12 protein-coding genes are annotated in these 14,584 nt (G+C 68.3%); 9 read left to right on the top strand and 3 right to left on the bottom strand.

Features of this window, described 5'->3' with window-relative positions; translation table 11 throughout:
• Positions 1 to 162: 162 nt before the first annotated feature.
• Positions 163 to 2,553: an ATP-binding SpoIIE family protein phosphatase gene (locus tag ACFPIH_RS51455; protein WP_381186876.1), complete on the bottom strand. Its 2,391-nt coding sequence runs from the start codon at positions 2,551 to 2,553 to the stop codon at positions 163 to 165.
• Positions 2,554 to 2,822: 269 nt separating this feature from the next.
• Positions 2,823 to 3,398 carry a TetR/AcrR family transcriptional regulator gene (locus tag ACFPIH_RS51450; protein WP_381186873.1) on the bottom strand — a complete coding sequence of 192 codons (576 nt, stop codon included), beginning with the start codon at positions 3,396 to 3,398 and terminating at the stop codon, positions 2,823 to 2,825.
• Positions 3,399 to 3,920: 522 nt separating this feature from the next.
• Between ACFPIH_RS51450 and ACFPIH_RS51445 the strand changes: the two genes are divergently transcribed.
• The 9 genes from ACFPIH_RS51445 to ACFPIH_RS51405 all read left to right on the top strand — a co-directional run bounded on the left by ACFPIH_RS51445 (position 3,921) and on the right by ACFPIH_RS51405 (position 13,868).
• The gene (locus ACFPIH_RS51445) at positions 3,921 to 4,406 is read left to right on the top strand and encodes a (2Fe-2S)-binding protein (RefSeq protein WP_381186926.1); all 486 of its coding nucleotides are present in this window, start codon (positions 3,921 to 3,923) and stop codon (positions 4,404 to 4,406) included.
• Positions 4,403 to 5,398 (top strand): FAD binding domain-containing protein, encoded by a 996-nt coding sequence (locus tag ACFPIH_RS51440; RefSeq protein ID WP_381186871.1) that lies wholly within the window; start codon positions 4,403 to 4,405, stop codon positions 5,396 to 5,398. Before ACFPIH_RS51445 ends, ACFPIH_RS51440 begins: the two co-directional genes overlap by 4 nt.
• The gene (locus tag ACFPIH_RS51435; RefSeq protein WP_381186868.1) at positions 5,395 to 7,578 is read left to right on the top strand and encodes a xanthine dehydrogenase family protein molybdopterin-binding subunit; all 2,184 of its coding nucleotides are present in this window, start codon (positions 5,395 to 5,397) and stop codon (positions 7,576 to 7,578) included. Before ACFPIH_RS51440 ends, ACFPIH_RS51435 begins: the two co-directional genes overlap by 4 nt.
• 160 nt (positions 7,579 to 7,738) lie before the next feature.
• The gene (locus ACFPIH_RS51430) at positions 7,739 to 8,896 is read left to right on the top strand and encodes an XdhC family protein (protein WP_381186866.1); all 1,158 of its coding nucleotides are present in this window, start codon (positions 7,739 to 7,741) and stop codon (positions 8,894 to 8,896) included.
• A 174-nt stretch (positions 8,897 to 9,070) separates the two neighbouring features.
• Positions 9,071 to 9,910, top strand: a complete 840-nt coding sequence (locus ACFPIH_RS51425; RefSeq protein WP_381186863.1) for a thioesterase family protein — start codon at positions 9,071 to 9,073, stop codon at positions 9,908 to 9,910.
• A 37-nt stretch (positions 9,911 to 9,947) separates the two neighbouring features.
• Positions 9,948 to 10,142 (top strand): hypothetical protein, encoded by a 195-nt coding sequence (locus ACFPIH_RS51420; RefSeq protein ID WP_351915964.1) that lies wholly within the window; start codon positions 9,948 to 9,950, stop codon positions 10,140 to 10,142.
• A 251-nt stretch (positions 10,143 to 10,393) separates the two neighbouring features.
• On the top strand, positions 10,394 to 11,209 hold the full coding sequence (locus ACFPIH_RS51415; protein ID WP_381186924.1) for an oxidoreductase: 816 nt from the start codon (positions 10,394 to 10,396) through the stop codon (positions 11,207 to 11,209).
• A 77-nt stretch (positions 11,210 to 11,286) separates the two neighbouring features.
• On the top strand, positions 11,287 to 12,141 hold the full coding sequence (locus ACFPIH_RS51410) for an alpha/beta fold hydrolase (protein ID WP_381186861.1): 855 nt from the start codon (positions 11,287 to 11,289) through the stop codon (positions 12,139 to 12,141).
• A 179-nt stretch (positions 12,142 to 12,320) separates the two neighbouring features.
• Entirely contained in the window at positions 12,321 to 13,868 is a 1,548-nt protein-coding gene (locus ACFPIH_RS51405) for a long-chain-fatty-acid--CoA ligase (RefSeq protein WP_381186858.1), read from the top strand.
• Between the two features lie 341 nt (positions 13,869 to 14,209).
• Here the strand turns inward: ACFPIH_RS51405 and ACFPIH_RS51400 are convergent, their stop codons facing one another.
• The gene (locus ACFPIH_RS51400; RefSeq protein ID WP_381186855.1) at positions 14,210 to 14,563 is read right to left on the bottom strand and encodes a hypothetical protein; all 354 of its coding nucleotides are present in this window, start codon (positions 14,561 to 14,563) and stop codon (positions 14,210 to 14,212) included.
• Positions 14,564 to 14,584: the final 21 nt, after the last annotated feature.

The following is a 14,584-nucleotide window of genomic DNA, read 5'->3' as shown; positions in this document are numbered from 1 at the left end:
GGCGAGTTGTCGGAGTGCCGTTGCGGGACCGGAGGAGCCCCCTGCCGGTCGGACACGGCATCACACGCAGGTGGACGACATCCGAGGCCATGGCCCCTCGGCCGAGGGAGTGTCCGGTCCCGATCTCTGGCGCTCTCATCCGTGCGCCGTCCCGGGAGACGCTCACATCGCCTGGATGAGTTGTTCGGCCCAGATGGTCTTGCCCGTACCTGTATATCGAGTACCCCATCGCTCGGTGAGCTGGGCGACCAGCAGCAGCCCGCGGCCGCCCTCGTCGCTCAGCCGGGCCCGCCGCAGGTGAGGGCTCGTGCTGCTGCCGTCGGAGACCTCGCAGGTAAGCGTCCGGTCCTTGATCAGCCGCAGTCGGATCGGGCCGGTGGCGTAGCGGATGGCGTTGGTGAACAACTCGCTGACGACGAGTTCCGTGACGAATGCGGCGTCCTCGAGCCCCCACGCGGTGAGGCGTTCGCAGGCGCGCCTGCGCGCCTCGGCCACCATTGCGGGGTCGCTGGACAGGTCCCAGGAGGCCAGGCTCTCCGGGCCGAGGGTCCGAGCACGCATCAGCAGCAGAGCGACGTCGTCGGCGTCGACTTCGGGGTGCTGCACTTCAAGGACGGTGTCGCAGACGGCTTCGAGCGAGGGCTCTGGCCGGGCGAGTGCCTGACACAGGCTGCGGTTGCCTTCGTCGATGTCGTGATGGCGACTCTCGATGAGGCCGTCGGTGAACAGAGCCAGGAGACTTCCTTCGGGCAGGGCGATCTCCGCCGCCTCGAAGGGCAGACTGCCCAGCCCGAGGGGAGGGCCGGCAGGCAGGTCGATGACACGGGCCGTTCCGTCCGGTCCGACCAGGATCGGAGGCGGGTGGCCGGCCCGGGCCAGCGAGCAGGTACCGGAGATGGGGTCATACACGGCGTACAGGCAGGTGGCGCCGACGTCACCGGGGATCTCCGAGGTGTCCTGGTCGTCATCGATGTCCTGTGGGAGCCCGGAGTGGGTGACGATGTCGTCGAGGTGGGTGAGGAGTTCGTCGGGTGGCAGGTCGATGTCGGCGAGGGTGCGCACCGCCGTGCGGAGGCGGCCCATGGTCGCTGAGGCGGAGATGCCGTGCCCTACGACGTCGCCGACGACGAGGCCGACTCGTGCCCCGGGGAGAGGGATCACGTCGAACCAGTCGCCGCCCACTCCGGCGCTGCCGCCCGCAGGAACGTAACGAGACGCTGTTTCCACGGTCGGGTGGGCGGTCGGCCTACGAGGCAGCAGGGATCGCTGAAGGGCGAGCGCGATGCCGCGCTCGCGGGTGAACCGACGGGCATTGTCCAGACAGACCGCAACCCTGGCCACAAGGTCCTCGATGACGGTCCGGTCGTCGGGTCCGAAGGGGTCGGGGGAGGACGAATGTCTGAGGAAGAGGGCCGCTCCAAGGATCAGGCCGCGGGCTCGGATGGGCACCGCGAGCAGCGAGTGCGTCCCGAAGGCGTCCGCGTACGCCGCCTGGACGGCGTCCTCGGCAAGCCAGCGAACGATGTCGGGATCCTTGATGCCGTGCAGCACCGGGCGGCCGGTGGCCTGGCACCGGGCGATCGGGGACGACGGGGGATGGGTGTGGATCGCTCCGACGCCGAGTACCGCGTCGGGTGGGAGAGGGGCGGTGCCCCCGTGCGCCGCCCGTCGCAGCGCGATGGGGCCCGTATGGGGACCGGGACCGGGCAGGGCACCATGAAAGACCTCGTCCAGCAGGTCGACGCTGACGAAGTCTGCGAAGCGGGACACTCTCACCGTCACGTCGACGAGCTCCTGGGCGGTGCCCGTCACATCCAGGCTCGTGCCGATGCGGGTCCTGGCCTCGTTGAGCAGGGCCAGCCGCTCGCGGCTGTGGTATTGCTCGGAGTAGTCGTTCCCCACCACGCCCACCGCGTGCACTCGGCCGTTTCCGTCCTTGAGAGGGAAGACGTCCACGGCCCAGGCGTGTGCCCTGGTCTCACGCGGGAGCGCTACGAAGAGTTCGGTGTACTCGGGCTCTCCGGTCTCGACGACCCGAAGGATCCGCCGTTCTGCCTCTTCGAACGCAGATCCTTGAATGAATTCGGTGAGACGCCGGCCGCGAACTTCGCCTTGGCCGAAGCCCACCGCTTGCCGTGTGGCCTCGTTCGCCCACAGCAACCGCCCTTCACGATCGTAGATCGAGAGGGAAGGGGACTGCTGCTCCAGCATCCACCACATGAGGTCTTGCAGCTTCCCCGTTTCCGGTGACGGCACGATCGTCACAAGGAAGCCCTGCTGCTGCGTGGCGCCCAGCAACGGGCTCAGATGAGCTCTTGTCTCCAGCAGGCTGCCGTCGCGATGCCGGAACGTTGTCCCGTCGGTGGAGAACAGCTCGGCCAACGGGCTGCCGATGATCTCCGCAGGGGTGTACCCCATAAGTTCCTGAGCCTCGCGGCTCCAATAGGCCACACATCCGTTCCCGTCCGTCACGGCTATGGTGACGGACTCATCACGGTGGGCCTCGTCCGGGTGGCGGTTGCGTCGCTCGGGTAGCCCGCTGGTGTGATGCATGGCGTACCTGGCCCTCCTGCCCCATGACAGGCACTACCCACGATCGTCCGAAGTGCGGCCGAGGGCAAGACGGGATGGCGTCGTCACCAGGCCAAGGTGAGGCGTCCGCTCCTGTCCGCAGGCGCGGTCGAACTCGCACAGAATGGCTGCCTTGCCGCGGCCGCCGGCCGACACGCTGACGGGGCTGACGTTCGCGATCGGGCGTGCCCGCAAGGCGCACACATTTCTGATGGCCAGGCGAGGCCAGAAACCCGTCAGACATGTGCGGTTCAGGCACGCGGGCCCGCGCCGCGCAGCAGCGTGTCGACAACGAGGGTGGCCAGTACGTCCGGGTCTTGCGGGTCGTCTTGGTCCGCACCGCTCCCGTGCAGGGCCTCGCCGACGAGGGCGTAATACACCCGCCGTGTCCATTCCAGGTCCGCGTCCGGGGCGAGTAGTCCCTCGCGTTGTGCCCGGGCGAGAAATTCGAGGCAGCGGACGTTGAGCTCGCTCCAGACGGCTGTGGTGAGAGCGGTATCGGCCAAGGGGTGGCCAAGTGTGAATCGCCAGGCACCCTTGACTCGCAGTGTGTTCGCGGTGGCGCGATGCAGGGCCACGAGCGGGGGAGCGGTGTCCAGACGGGCGTCCTCGATGGCTTCGGTGAGCTGCCGCTTCGCGGAGGCGGCGAGCGCTTCGATGAGGGCCTGGCGGTTGGCGAACCGCCTGTGCACGGTCGTCCTGGCCAGGCCCGCTGCCTCGGCGATCTGTTCCATGGATGCGCCGGGATCTTCAGCGAGCACACGCTCTGCCGCCTCCAGAATCGCACGGACACTGCGCTCGGCATCGGCCCGCAGTGCTCGCCTCATGATTCCTCCGCTCCCGTCGTTCAACGTTACTGCACGGTAGACCATACGCCTGAGCTGCGGATCCTCGCCTATCGGCATCACTAATGTTGCAGGGATATCCACAAAGGCGACTCCACTGATGCGGATAGTGCCACGAACTGGTACGGTCCTGTTTTAAGATTATGAGCATGCTTCAATGAGGCGGGACCCTGATGGCAACAGCACGGCCGGTTATGCGTCGGCCGCAGCCGAGGAACGCTCCGTGGAGCGGGATCAAGGCGTTCTCCCACACCCACATCATCGGCGTCATCCGCAAGACGAAGGCCATCCTGCCGCAGCTTCGTGGCGGCCATGGCGGGGTTCTCCTCGCCCAGCCGGAGGTGTTTGTGGAGCCCGTTCGCCGGACGCCTTGGCACGCTGCGTCGCATCGTTCCCACTCGGGCCCTCGACCAGCACATTCGCAAGTTCAAAAGGGCCGTCGGCTCGGGGCACCTGACGGCCGCCGAGAGAACGAGCCCACGGGCGAACCGGAGGAATGACACGGTGGAGATAGAGCTGCGGATCAACGGATCCGCCCAAAGGCTGGACGCCCCGCCGCAGTTGAGTCTGCTCGACGCGCTGCGTGAGCACCTCGACCTGACGGGCACGAAGAAGGGATGCGATCAGGGCGCGTGCGGTGCGTGCACGGTGCTCGCCGACGGCGAACGGATCAACTCCTGCCTTGCGCTTGCGGTGCAGTACACGGGGCGGGAGATCACGACCATCGAAGGGGTGGACCACCCGCTGCAGGAGGCGTTCGTCCGCCATGACGGGTTCCAGTGCGGTTACTGCACACCGGGCCAGATCTGTTCGGCGATCGGCATGCTGGCCGAACACAAGGAAGGCGCGCCCAGCGCGGCGACCGAGCACTTGGCCGACCCGGGCGGCGAGTTGGACGACCTCGAGATCCGGGAACGGATGAGCGGCAACCTCTGTCGCTGCGGTGCCTACAACGGAATCGTCGCGGCGATCAAGGAGGTCGCGAAGTGAAGTCGTTCTCCTACGTCAGCGCCCCAGATGTGGGAACCGCGCTGCACACGATCGCGGACGGCGAGGGCGTGAAATTCCTGGCCGGCGGGACGAATCTCGTCGACCTGATGCGCGAGGGGATCGAACAGCCCACGACGGTCGTCGACATCACGCGGCTGCCGCTGGCCGGGATCGAGGAACTGCCGGACGGCGGGATCCGCGTCGGCTCGCTGGTGAGCAACAGCCGGCTCGCGGCGGATCCCCTCGTCAGAACACGCTATCCGGTGCTGGCGCAGGCGATCCTGCACGGGGCGTCCGCCCAGCTGCGGAACATGGCGACGGTAGGTGGGAACCTGCTGCAGCGCACTCGTTGCATGTACTTCTACGACGAGGCCGCCGCGTGCAGCAAGCGCGCACCCGGCAGTGGCTGCGCCGCGATCGGCGGGTTCTCCCGCAGCGGTGCGGTCCTCGGCGTGAGCGACCACTGCATCGCGACCCACCCCTCGGACATGGCGGTGGCACTGACGATGCTCGACGCGGTCATCGAGGTGGAGAGCGTCCGCGGCATCCGGCGTATCCCGGTCGCCGAGTTCCATCGCCTTCCCGGCGACACACCCCATATCGAGACGGTGCTGGCCGCCGATGAGCTGATCACTGCCGTGGAGCTGCCGTCCGTGCCGGTCGCGGCGAACTCCCGGTACCGCAAGGTGCGCGACCGCGCCTCCTACGCGTTCGCCCTTGTCTCGGTCGCCGCCGCTCTGGACGTCAACGACGGAGTCGTCACCGAAGTCCGGCTGGCACTGGGCGGCGTCGGCACGAAGCCGTGGCGCGCTACCGAGGCCGAACGCGCGCTGTTCGGTGAACCGGCGACCGAGGACGCCTTCCGGCGGGCGGCCATGGCCGAACTCGCCGAAGCCGTGCCCGGACCGCAGAACGTCTTCAAGATCGAACTCGCGCGGCGCACGATCGTGGCGACGCTGCGGCAGCTGCTGACCGAAGGGAGCGCGGCATGACCGCGATCGGAAAGCCGCTCGACCGCGTCGACGGCAACGTCAAGACGACTGGTGCGGCCAGGTTCGCCGCCGAGCACTTCTATCCCGGCCTCACGCACGCCGCGCTCGTCCACTCCACGGTCAGCCGCGGCCGGATCACCACCCTGCACACCGACAAGGCGCGTGCGGTGCCGGGAGTGATCACCGTCCTCACCCACCTCAACGCTCCCGCTCTGAAACCCGCGCCCAAACCACGCCTTCTGAACCTCGCGCTGTGGTTCTCCGGTACCTCGGTGAACTACCTGCAGAGCGACGAGGTGCACTGGGAGGGAGAGCCGATCGCGGTCGTCATCGCGGAAACCTCTGCCGCCGCGCGGGAGGCCGCCGCCCTGGTGCATGCGGAGTACAGCGTTGTGAACTCCGTGGTGGACTTCGCTGCGGCCGAGGAAGACGCGCAGCCGCAGCCGAACAACCCCATCTTCCCCAGGGGCGCGAAGAAGGGCGACGCAGAGGCTGCGCTCGCCGCCGCGCCGGTGACGCTGGACCTGCGCTACACCACCCCGCCGCACAACCACAACGCGCTCGAACTGCACGCCACCACGGCCGTCTGGGACGGCGACCGGCTCACCGTGCACGACGCGACGCAGTCGATCGACTGGTTCCGCACCCACCTCGCGCTGCGCTTCGGGATCCCGATGACCAACGTCCGTGTGCTCGCGCCGTTCGTCGGCGGCGCTTTCGGCGGCAAGTTCGCGATGTGGCCCGGTACCGTCCTCGCCGTGCTGGCGGCGCGTGCGATCGGCAGGCCGGTCCGCCTGGTGCTGTCGCGGGAGGCGGTCTATCGCACCGTGGGCGGGCGCACCCCCTCGATTCAGCGGGTCGCACTGGGCGCGGACCGTGCCGGCAAGCTGACCGCCCTGGTGCACACCAGCATCACCCGCACCGGCCGGGTCGGCGGCTACTCCGAGCCGGTCACCTCCCAGTCCCAGCATCTCTACGCCGCCGAGAACATTCTGGTGCGGCACGATGTCGTGCAGCTCGATCTGCTGCCGAACACCTTCATGCGGGCACCGGGCGAGGCAATCGGCACCTTCGCCCTGGAGTCGGCGATCGACGAGCTGGCCTGCGAACTGGGCATCGACCCGATCGAGCTGCGCCTGCGCAACGAGCCCGCGGTCAACCCGATCGACGGCAAGAAGAAGTTCTCGCACCGGATGCTGTACGAGGCGTACACGCTGGGGGCAGAGAGGTTCGGCTGGTACGAGCGGAACCCGCAGCCGCGGTCGATGCGCGACGGCCGGTGGCTGGTCGGCATGGGTGTGGCAACGGCGTACCACCCGGCGTTGACCCTGCCCGCCAACGTCACCGTGCGTCTGTCGGCCGACGGAAGCGTGCTGGTGCGCTGTGGCTTCCAGGAGATGGGCATGGGCGCGGCGACGGTCCAGGCGCAGATCGCGGCCGACGCGCTCGGCGTGCCGTTCGAAGCCGTCCGCGTGGAGTACGGCGATTCCGCGCTGCCGATGGGGCCGACCGCCGGCGGATCTCCGCAGACCGCGAGCGTCGGCGCCAGCGTGGTCCAGGCGTGCGAGGAGCTGAAGCGGTCGCTGAAGATCATGGCACGCAAGACAGGCGGTGAGGGCTATGAGGCGATTCTCCGGCGAGCGAACGTGCCGCACGTCGAGGCTCGCGTCGGATCGGAGACGCGGCTCGGCCGGATCGCCGGCCGGGCACGGTTCCTGGTGCCTTTCGGGCGCGACAACCAGCGATGGGTGAGGGCCGCCTCCGGCGTGCAGTTCTGCGAGGTACGGGTCGATGCCGAGACCGGCGAGACACGGGTGTCGAGGTGGGTCGGGGTGTTCGACATCGGTCGGGTGATCAACCCGAAGACGGCGGCCAGCCAGATGCGCGGCGGGATCGTGATGGGTCTGGGCCTGGCGCTGGCCGAAGAGACGCTCATCGACCCCCGCACCGGACGGATCATGAACCCGAGCCTGGCTGAGTACCACGTTCCCGTGCACGCGGACATTCCGCCGATCGACGTGTCCTTCCTGGACGATCCGGATCCCACCATGCCGCTCGGCATCGTCGGCGGAGGAGAGGTGAGCGTCACGGGCGTCGGCGCGGCCGTCGCGAACGCCGTCTACCACGCGACCGGCAAGCGGGTGCGAGACCTGCCGATCACGCTGGACAAGCTTCTGTGAACCCAGGAACAGCGGTGCCGGCCGACCCTGTGAAGTAACCGGGCGGCTCGGCTTTTCGGGCGCCGCGGGCGCAACGACGACCCGGTCCCCCGAGCCCGACGCCTGAGTGCCGTCCTTCGTCCCACCCGAGCAAGCGAACTACGAGAAGAAAGAAAGTCACATGCTGGATATCGCGGACGAGCTGAACCGGTGGGTCGAGGAGGGCCGGGACTTCGCCGTCGCCACCGTCGTGGCCGTCAGCGGCAGCGCACCCCGCGGGCCGGGTGCCGCACTCGCCGTCGACGCGGACGGCACGGCCATCGGCTCGGTTTCCGGCGGCTGTGTGGAAGGAGCGGTGTACGACCTGTGCGCCCAGGCCCTCCAGGACGGCGAGGCGGTGCGTGAGCGATTCGGCTACAGCGACGAGGATGCTTTCGCCGTCGGGCTGACCTGCGGCGGCGTCATCGACGTCCTGGTCACGCCGATACCTGCCGACGCGCCGGGCAGAAAGGTGTTCCAGGCAGTGTTGTCGGCCGCCGTCCAGGGTGAGGCGGCGGCCCTCGCGCGCGTGGTCCGCGGGCCTGCCGAACTGCTCGGCAAGGCTCTCCTCGTTCGCCCCGACGGATCGTACGAAGGCGAATTCGGCGGGCATCCGGACCTGGACCGAACTGTCGTGCTGGAGGCCCGCTCCCTGCTGAACGCGGGTCGTACGGACACGTTCGACATCGCGGAGAACGGATCCCGCTGCGAGGTCGGCCTGACGCTGTTCGTCGAGTCGAACATGCCACCGCCCCGCATGATCGTTTTTGGTGCCATCGACTTCGCCGCAGCGCTGGTGCGGGTAGGCAAGTTCCTCGGCTACCACGTGACGGTGTGTGACGCCCGCCCGGTCTTCGCCACTCGAGCGCGCTTCCCCGACGCCGACGACATCATCGTGGAGTGGCCGCACCGCTACCTTCGGCGCACCGAGACCGACGCCCGCACAGTGGTGTGCGTGCTCACCCACGACGCCAAGTTCGACATACCCCTGCTGGAGGTGGCTCTGCGGCTGCCGCTCGCGTTCGTCGGCGCGATGGGTTCGCGCCGCACCCACGAGGACCGCGACCGCAGACTCCGCGAGGCAGGACTCACCGAACGCGAACTGGCCCGGCTCCACTCGCCCATCGGTCTTGATCTCGGCGCCCGTACGCCCGAAGAGACAGCCCTGTCCATCGCGGCGGAGATCATCGCGGCTCGGCAGGGCGGAACAGGCGTTCCGCTGAGCGGCTCGCACACACCGATCCACCACGACACGGACGGGCGGGAGTCCGGTGCGGTCGGGGTCCAAGTGGCTGCATGACGGGCGACGGACCACAAGGCGGCGGGCCCGGCAACGTCGACAGTCCCAGAGACGTACTTGTCGCGAAGCCGCCGACCGACCCTCGCGTCTTTGCCGGATGGCGACGGCGCTGCCACTGAAACGTGCCTGGTCATCCCCGGGCTAGATAAGCACTGACCCTGTGAAAGGCAGAACATGACTGATCTGTATGGGTTCGACCTGGCGACCGCGGTGGTGCCGCGCCCCGGCGATCCCTCCGCGTACGACGCCGAGTTGCATGAGGGCTGGCGTATGCACAAGGCGGTCAACGGCGGGTTGCTCATGGCGCTCGCCGGGCGCGTACTCGCTGCGGAACTCGGCGGCAGCAGTCAAGGACACCCGGATCCGTTCGCCATCAGCGCCTACTACATGTCCGCCGCCCTGCCGGGCCCGGCGACGGTGCGTACCGAGACGCTGAAACGCGGACGGAGCCTCTCAACGGGAGTGGCATCCATACTCCAGGGTGGCGAGGAGCGGCTGCGTGTCATGGCGACCTACGGCGACCTGGACAGTCATGACGCCTCCGACGTACGGACCTCGGCCACACCTCCCGAGATGCCGCCCCCGGAGGAATGCGCCGGGAGGGAGGCAGCGCCGCCGGACTTCCTCAAGCAGGCCCCGATCCTTGACCGGATCGACCTGCGCCTGGACCCGGCGACAGCAGGGTGGACGGTAGGACGGCCGACCGGGCGGGGCCTGGTCCAGGGTTGGTTCCGGCTGCCGGACGGGCGCGAGCCGGACCTGCTGCTGCTGTTGCTCGCGGCGGACGCGCTGCCGCCTACCAGCTTCGATTTCGGGATAGCCGGCTGGACGCCGACGTTGGAACTCACGGTGCACGTGCGGGCGAAGCCCGCGCCTGGCTGGCTCCGGCTGAAGCAGTCGACACGTAACTTCGCACACGGCTACCTGGAGGAGGACGCGGAGGTGTGGGACTCCGCAGGCCGCTTGGTCGCGCAGTCACGGCAGTTGGCGCGCGTGCTGATGCCGACGCAGTAGAGAGCCGGCGTCGACAGGGTGTGGACTGCCGACTGGCGTGAGCCCGGCGACCGTCTTCGGCATTGAAGACTGTCGCGACGAATCGAAATTGCCGGCGAAAGCGATCGCGTCGAGCAGGAAGAGCCCGGTCGCCGCGATCTTGTTGACGAACACCGGCGGTCTGGCAGTGGCTCTGGCCGCACATCCAGTCGTCGCCGAATGCACCGTCATCGGCGTCGGCGTCGCCCTGTGAGCACAGGTACCGCGGGGAAATTGGGCGGGGACTGCGGTCGGTCGGCCTCGCGGTTGTCAGTGGAGATCCGCGAGCCGTCCTGCAGTACCGCTTGAGGCGAAGCGGTATCCGGCCGCCATGATGATCCACCGCTTACCACTTGTCGGCCTTCCCACGTGCCGTCCTTCCTCTCGCCACCTCAGACCACTTGCCAATCGCCGATCCTTCATGCATAGAATTATGAACGTAATCCAATGAACTGGGAGACCGTGATGACAACAACTGGGCCGGTGGCACTCGTGACGGGTGCGTCCTCCGGTATCGGAAAGGCGGCTGCGCTCGCGCTCGCCGCAGCGGGCTTCGAGACGGTGGGCACGAGCCGGAAGGCGTCGGGGGGCGCCCGTCGTGACGGTGTGACCTTCCTCGGTCTCGACGTGGCGAGCGACGATTCGGTCGCTGCCGCGGTCGGGGAGGTGATCGATCGGTTCGGGCGGATCGACGTCCTGGTCAACAACGCCGGCATCGGCTCTTCGGGCGCCGACGAGGAGAACTCCGTCGCGCAGGCCCAGCGCGTCTTCGACATCAACGTCTTCGGCGTGATGCGCATGACGAAGGCCGTCCTGCCGCACATGCGCGCCCAGGGGAGCGGGCGCATCATCAACATCTCGTCCATCCTCGGCTTCATCCCCCAGCCCTACATGGCCGCCTACGCGGCGTCCAAGCACGCGGTCGAGGGGTACACCGAGTCCCTGGACCACGAGATCCGCGAGCACGGGGTCCGGGCCCTTCTCGTCCAGCCGGCCGGCACCAACACCCCGTTCGAGGCGAACGCCGTCGAGCCCGACATGCCCCTGCAGATCTACGCGGAGCAGCGGCGCATCGCCGACCAGGTGGCGGCGGCGTTCAACAAGGACGGCGACGACCCCGCCACCGTCGCGAAGGCGATCGTCGCGGCCGCCACCGACGCCAAACCGCAACTGCGGTACGGCGCCAGCCGCAACGCCCGGCGCATCAGCACGGCGCGCCGCTTCATTCCCGCCGGAGCCTTCGACGGACAGATCCGCAAGACCAACAAGCTCGCCAGCTGAGATCGGCAGAACAACGGCAACAACGCCTCACGGCACCCGCGAAACCTCAAGCACACCTACCAGTAAGGAAGGCCGTCATGAGCCCGTATCTGGCAGACAAGGCTGAGGGCCTCTCCGTGGAGGGTCCCTCCGCGACGTTCACCTACCGGCGGGTGGGGTCGCAGGGCGGTGTCCCGCTGGTCCTGCTGAACCGCTTCCGCGGGACCATCGACTGGTGGGATCCAGAATTTTTGGACTACCTGGCCGCCGACCACGACGTGATCGTGTTCGACAACGTCGGGGTCGGTTACACCGACGGTGAGCCGCGCGACTCCCTCGAAGGATTCGTTGAGGGAGCCATCGAGTTCATCGACGCGCTCGGCCTCGTGCAGGCCGACCTGCTCGGCTGGTCTCTGGGCGGCATCGTCGCCCAGCGGGTGGCCGTGCGGCGCCCCGAGCTGGTGCGCAGGCTCGTCGTGGCGGGCAGCGGCCCGGCTGGCTGGGTGCCCGGCGCACCGCCCATGAGCGAGAAGGTCCTGGGCATCATGTCCAAACCCGATGGCGGCGACCAGGACGACATGACGTACCTGTTCTACCCCGACACCGACGCGGCCCGCGCCGCCGGGCGCGACCACTTCACCCACGTCTCCACCCGGCTCGGCGCAGGGGGCCCCGGCATCTCCGAGGCGGCGGCGAACGGCCAGCTCGCCGCGGTGGGCATGCTTCTTGCAGTCCCCTTCGACGAGGTGCAGGCGGAGCTGGAGGCCATCAAGCAGCCCGTCCTCTACGCCAACGGCCTGCACGACGTGATGATCCCCGCTCACAACTCCTACGTGGCGGTCCAGCACCTCGCCGACGCCACTCTCGTGCTCTACACCGGCGCCGGCCACGCCTTCCTCTTTCAGTACGCGAAGGAATTCGTCGCTCAGGTGACCAACTTCCTCGCCGCCTGACGCCACCGAACGGCCCGCCGACACCAGTCGATTCAGGGCGGCGGTCCAGTGGCACTCCGGATCCGGCGCCGCGTCCCCGGGCCGGGTGAGGCAGCGCCGACCGGCTCGATCGCTGAATGCCACCACCACGCGCCCCGGCCGGCGGGGTGTCCCGACGATGTGACCTCGTGGAGGTACACATGCTCAACCTCGCTGTCCTGCTGGAGGACACCGCACGCACCCGCCCCGACCACACCGCGCTGATACAGGGAGAGGAACGGTGGACCTACGCCGAGCTCAACGCGGAGGCAAACCGCGTGGCCGCCGCTCTGCTGGCCCGTGGCATCGGGAGCGGAGACCTGGTTGCGCTCAGCTGCCCCAATCTGGCGTACTTCCCGATCGTCTACTACGGGATCCTCAAGGCAGGTGCCGCCGTCATCCCGCTCAGCACTCTGCTGACGGAACGGGAGGTGGCCTATCACCTGCGCGACTCACAGGCGCGGGCGTACTTCTGTTTCGAGGGCAGCGACGACCTGCCGATGGGTGAGCGGGGACGGGCCGCCTTCGAGGCCACACCGGGCTGTGAACTCTTCGTCCTGCTCACCGAGGACGCGCAGGCGACGAGCGGCCGAACGGCCGGAGAGACACTGGCCCGGTTCACCGAGGGGCAACCCGCCGAGGTTGTCTCACGTCGGACGGCGGAGACGGACACTGCGGTGGTGGTGTACACCAGCGGCACCACCGGACAGCCCAAGGGCGCCGAGCTGACGCACAGCAACCTGGTGCATATCGCTCTGCAGTGCAACCGGCTTCTCGGCAGCCGGCCGCACGACGTCCACTTGGTGACGCTGCCGCTGTTCCACACCTTCGGCCAGTGCGTACTGATGAACGCCGGCCTCGCCGTGGGCGCGGCCTTGGTCCTGCAGGCACGGTTCACCCCGTCGGACGCTCTGGCCCTGATGGAGAGTGAGGACGTCACCGTCTTCGCCGGTGTGCCCACCATGTACTGGGCCCTCCTCAACTACCCGGATGCTGACCGGTACGACCTCGCGAAGATCGCGGCCAACCTGCGGGTCGCGGTAGCGGGCGGGTCATCGCTGCCCGTCGAGGTCCTCACCGAGTTCGAGAAACGCTTCGGCGTCCCGATCCTGGAGGGTTTCGGTATGTCGGAGACCAGCGGGGTGGCCACCTTCAACCACCGGGACCGGCCCCGCAAGCCGGGCTCGGTCGGCGTGCCGCTCTGGGGTGTCGAGGTCCGAGTGGTGCGTGAGGACGGCACCGAGGCCGCCGTCGACGAGTCCGGCGAGATATGGCTGCGGGGCCACAACGTCATGAAGGGCTACCTCGGCCGCCCCGAAGCGACCGCCGAGGCGGTCGACGCACAGGGCTGGCTGCGCAGCGGCGACATCGCCACCAGGGACTCAGAGGGCTACCTCTACATCGTCGACCGCAAGAAGGACATGATCATCCGCGGCGGCTACAACGTCTACCCGCGGGAGCTGGAAGAAGTCCTGCTCACCCACCCTGCGGTCAGCCTCTCCGCTGTGATCGGTGTCCCCCACCCCAGCCACGGCGAGGAGGTCAAGGCGTTCGTCATCCTCAAGCCAGGCGCCGAGCTGACAGAGGCCGATCTCATCGCCTGGTGCCGCACCACCATGGCCGCCAACAAGTATCCACGCATCATCCAATTCGTGGACACACTGCCCATGAACGCCACCGGCAAGATCCTCAAGCGCGAGCTGACCTGACCCTCGGGACCGCCCGGGAGTGACCGGCAGGGCAGGCTCGCGGCTTCTGCGACCAGATACTGCACAGCTGCCTGCACGGGCTTCACCCCCGGCCCGGTCTGGCGCAGGACCCGGGGGCTCCGCACGGCAGGCAGATGTCGTCCCCGGCGCCCTGTCTCACGGCCAAGGGCCGCTCGGCCGATGTCACCCCAGTCCAGGGCCGCGGCGGCCACGCAGGGACCAGGCGGGTTGCGGGGGCCAGGCCATTCACGAAGGTGCCGCCCCACCGCCCCAGTCCGCGGGGGCCCGTACCTCTGGGCAGTCGGCTGCCGTCTGGCTTGATCTGCAACCTGAGAAAAAGATCAAGCTTGGTGGGAGACGTCGCGCGCAGGCTCGCCGCGGATCAAGTGGAGCAGCCTCAGAAGGGTCGGCCGGACATTCCCGTTCTCGAAATCGCCGTTAGGTAAGGCGAGTTGCCCCAGTACAAGGCCACTGATCGTGTTCATCAGCAGAGCCGCGTCCGCGTAGGGATCGGCCGACCCCAGAGCCAGTAGTGTCTTGCGCACGATCTGCGCGTACGCACGGCCCCATTCGCGGATCACCGGGCGCAGCTCCTCATAGAGCGCCGCCGCCAACTGCAGCTCGACGATCGTGATACCCATGCCACGCTCATAGACCATCTGACGAGTCGAGTGTCGCGCCATCAATGCTGCCACCTGCTGCGGCTCCGTGGCATG

The sequence above is a fragment of the Streptomyces vulcanius genome (assembly GCF_042653945.1).
In the GTDB taxonomy this organism is placed as follows: Bacteria; Actinomycetota; Actinomycetes; order Streptomycetales; family Streptomycetaceae; genus Streptomyces; species Streptomyces mangrovi.
Note: the sequence above shows the minus strand (reverse complement) of the source record. Positions and strands in the feature narration are given on the sequence as shown.

Bases quoted from the DNA above. Each gene is read 5' to 3' on its own strand.
- ACFPIH_RS51455 (WP_381186876.1), bottom strand. From the start codon at position 2,553: ATGCATCACACCAGCGGGCTACCCGAGCGACGCAACCGCCACCCGGAC.
- ACFPIH_RS51450 (WP_381186873.1), bottom strand. From the start codon at position 3,398: ATGAGGCGAGCACTGCGGGCCGATGCCGAGCGCAGTGTCCGTGCGATT.
- ACFPIH_RS51435 (WP_381186868.1), top strand. From the start codon at position 5,395: ATGACCGCGATCGGAAAGCCGCTCGACCGCGTCGACGGCAACGTCAAG.
- ACFPIH_RS51430 (WP_381186866.1), top strand. From the start codon at position 7,739: ATGCTGGATATCGCGGACGAGCTGAACCGGTGGGTCGAGGAGGGCCGG.
- ACFPIH_RS51425 (WP_381186863.1), top strand. From the start codon at position 9,071: ATGACTGATCTGTATGGGTTCGACCTGGCGACCGCGGTGGTGCCGCGC.
- ACFPIH_RS51415 (WP_381186924.1), top strand. From the start codon at position 10,394: ATGACAACAACTGGGCCGGTGGCACTCGTGACGGGTGCGTCCTCCGGT.
- ACFPIH_RS51410 (WP_381186861.1), top strand. From the start codon at position 11,287: ATGAGCCCGTATCTGGCAGACAAGGCTGAGGGCCTCTCCGTGGAGGGT.
- ACFPIH_RS51405 (WP_381186858.1), top strand. From the start codon at position 12,321: ATGCTCAACCTCGCTGTCCTGCTGGAGGACACCGCACGCACCCGCCCC.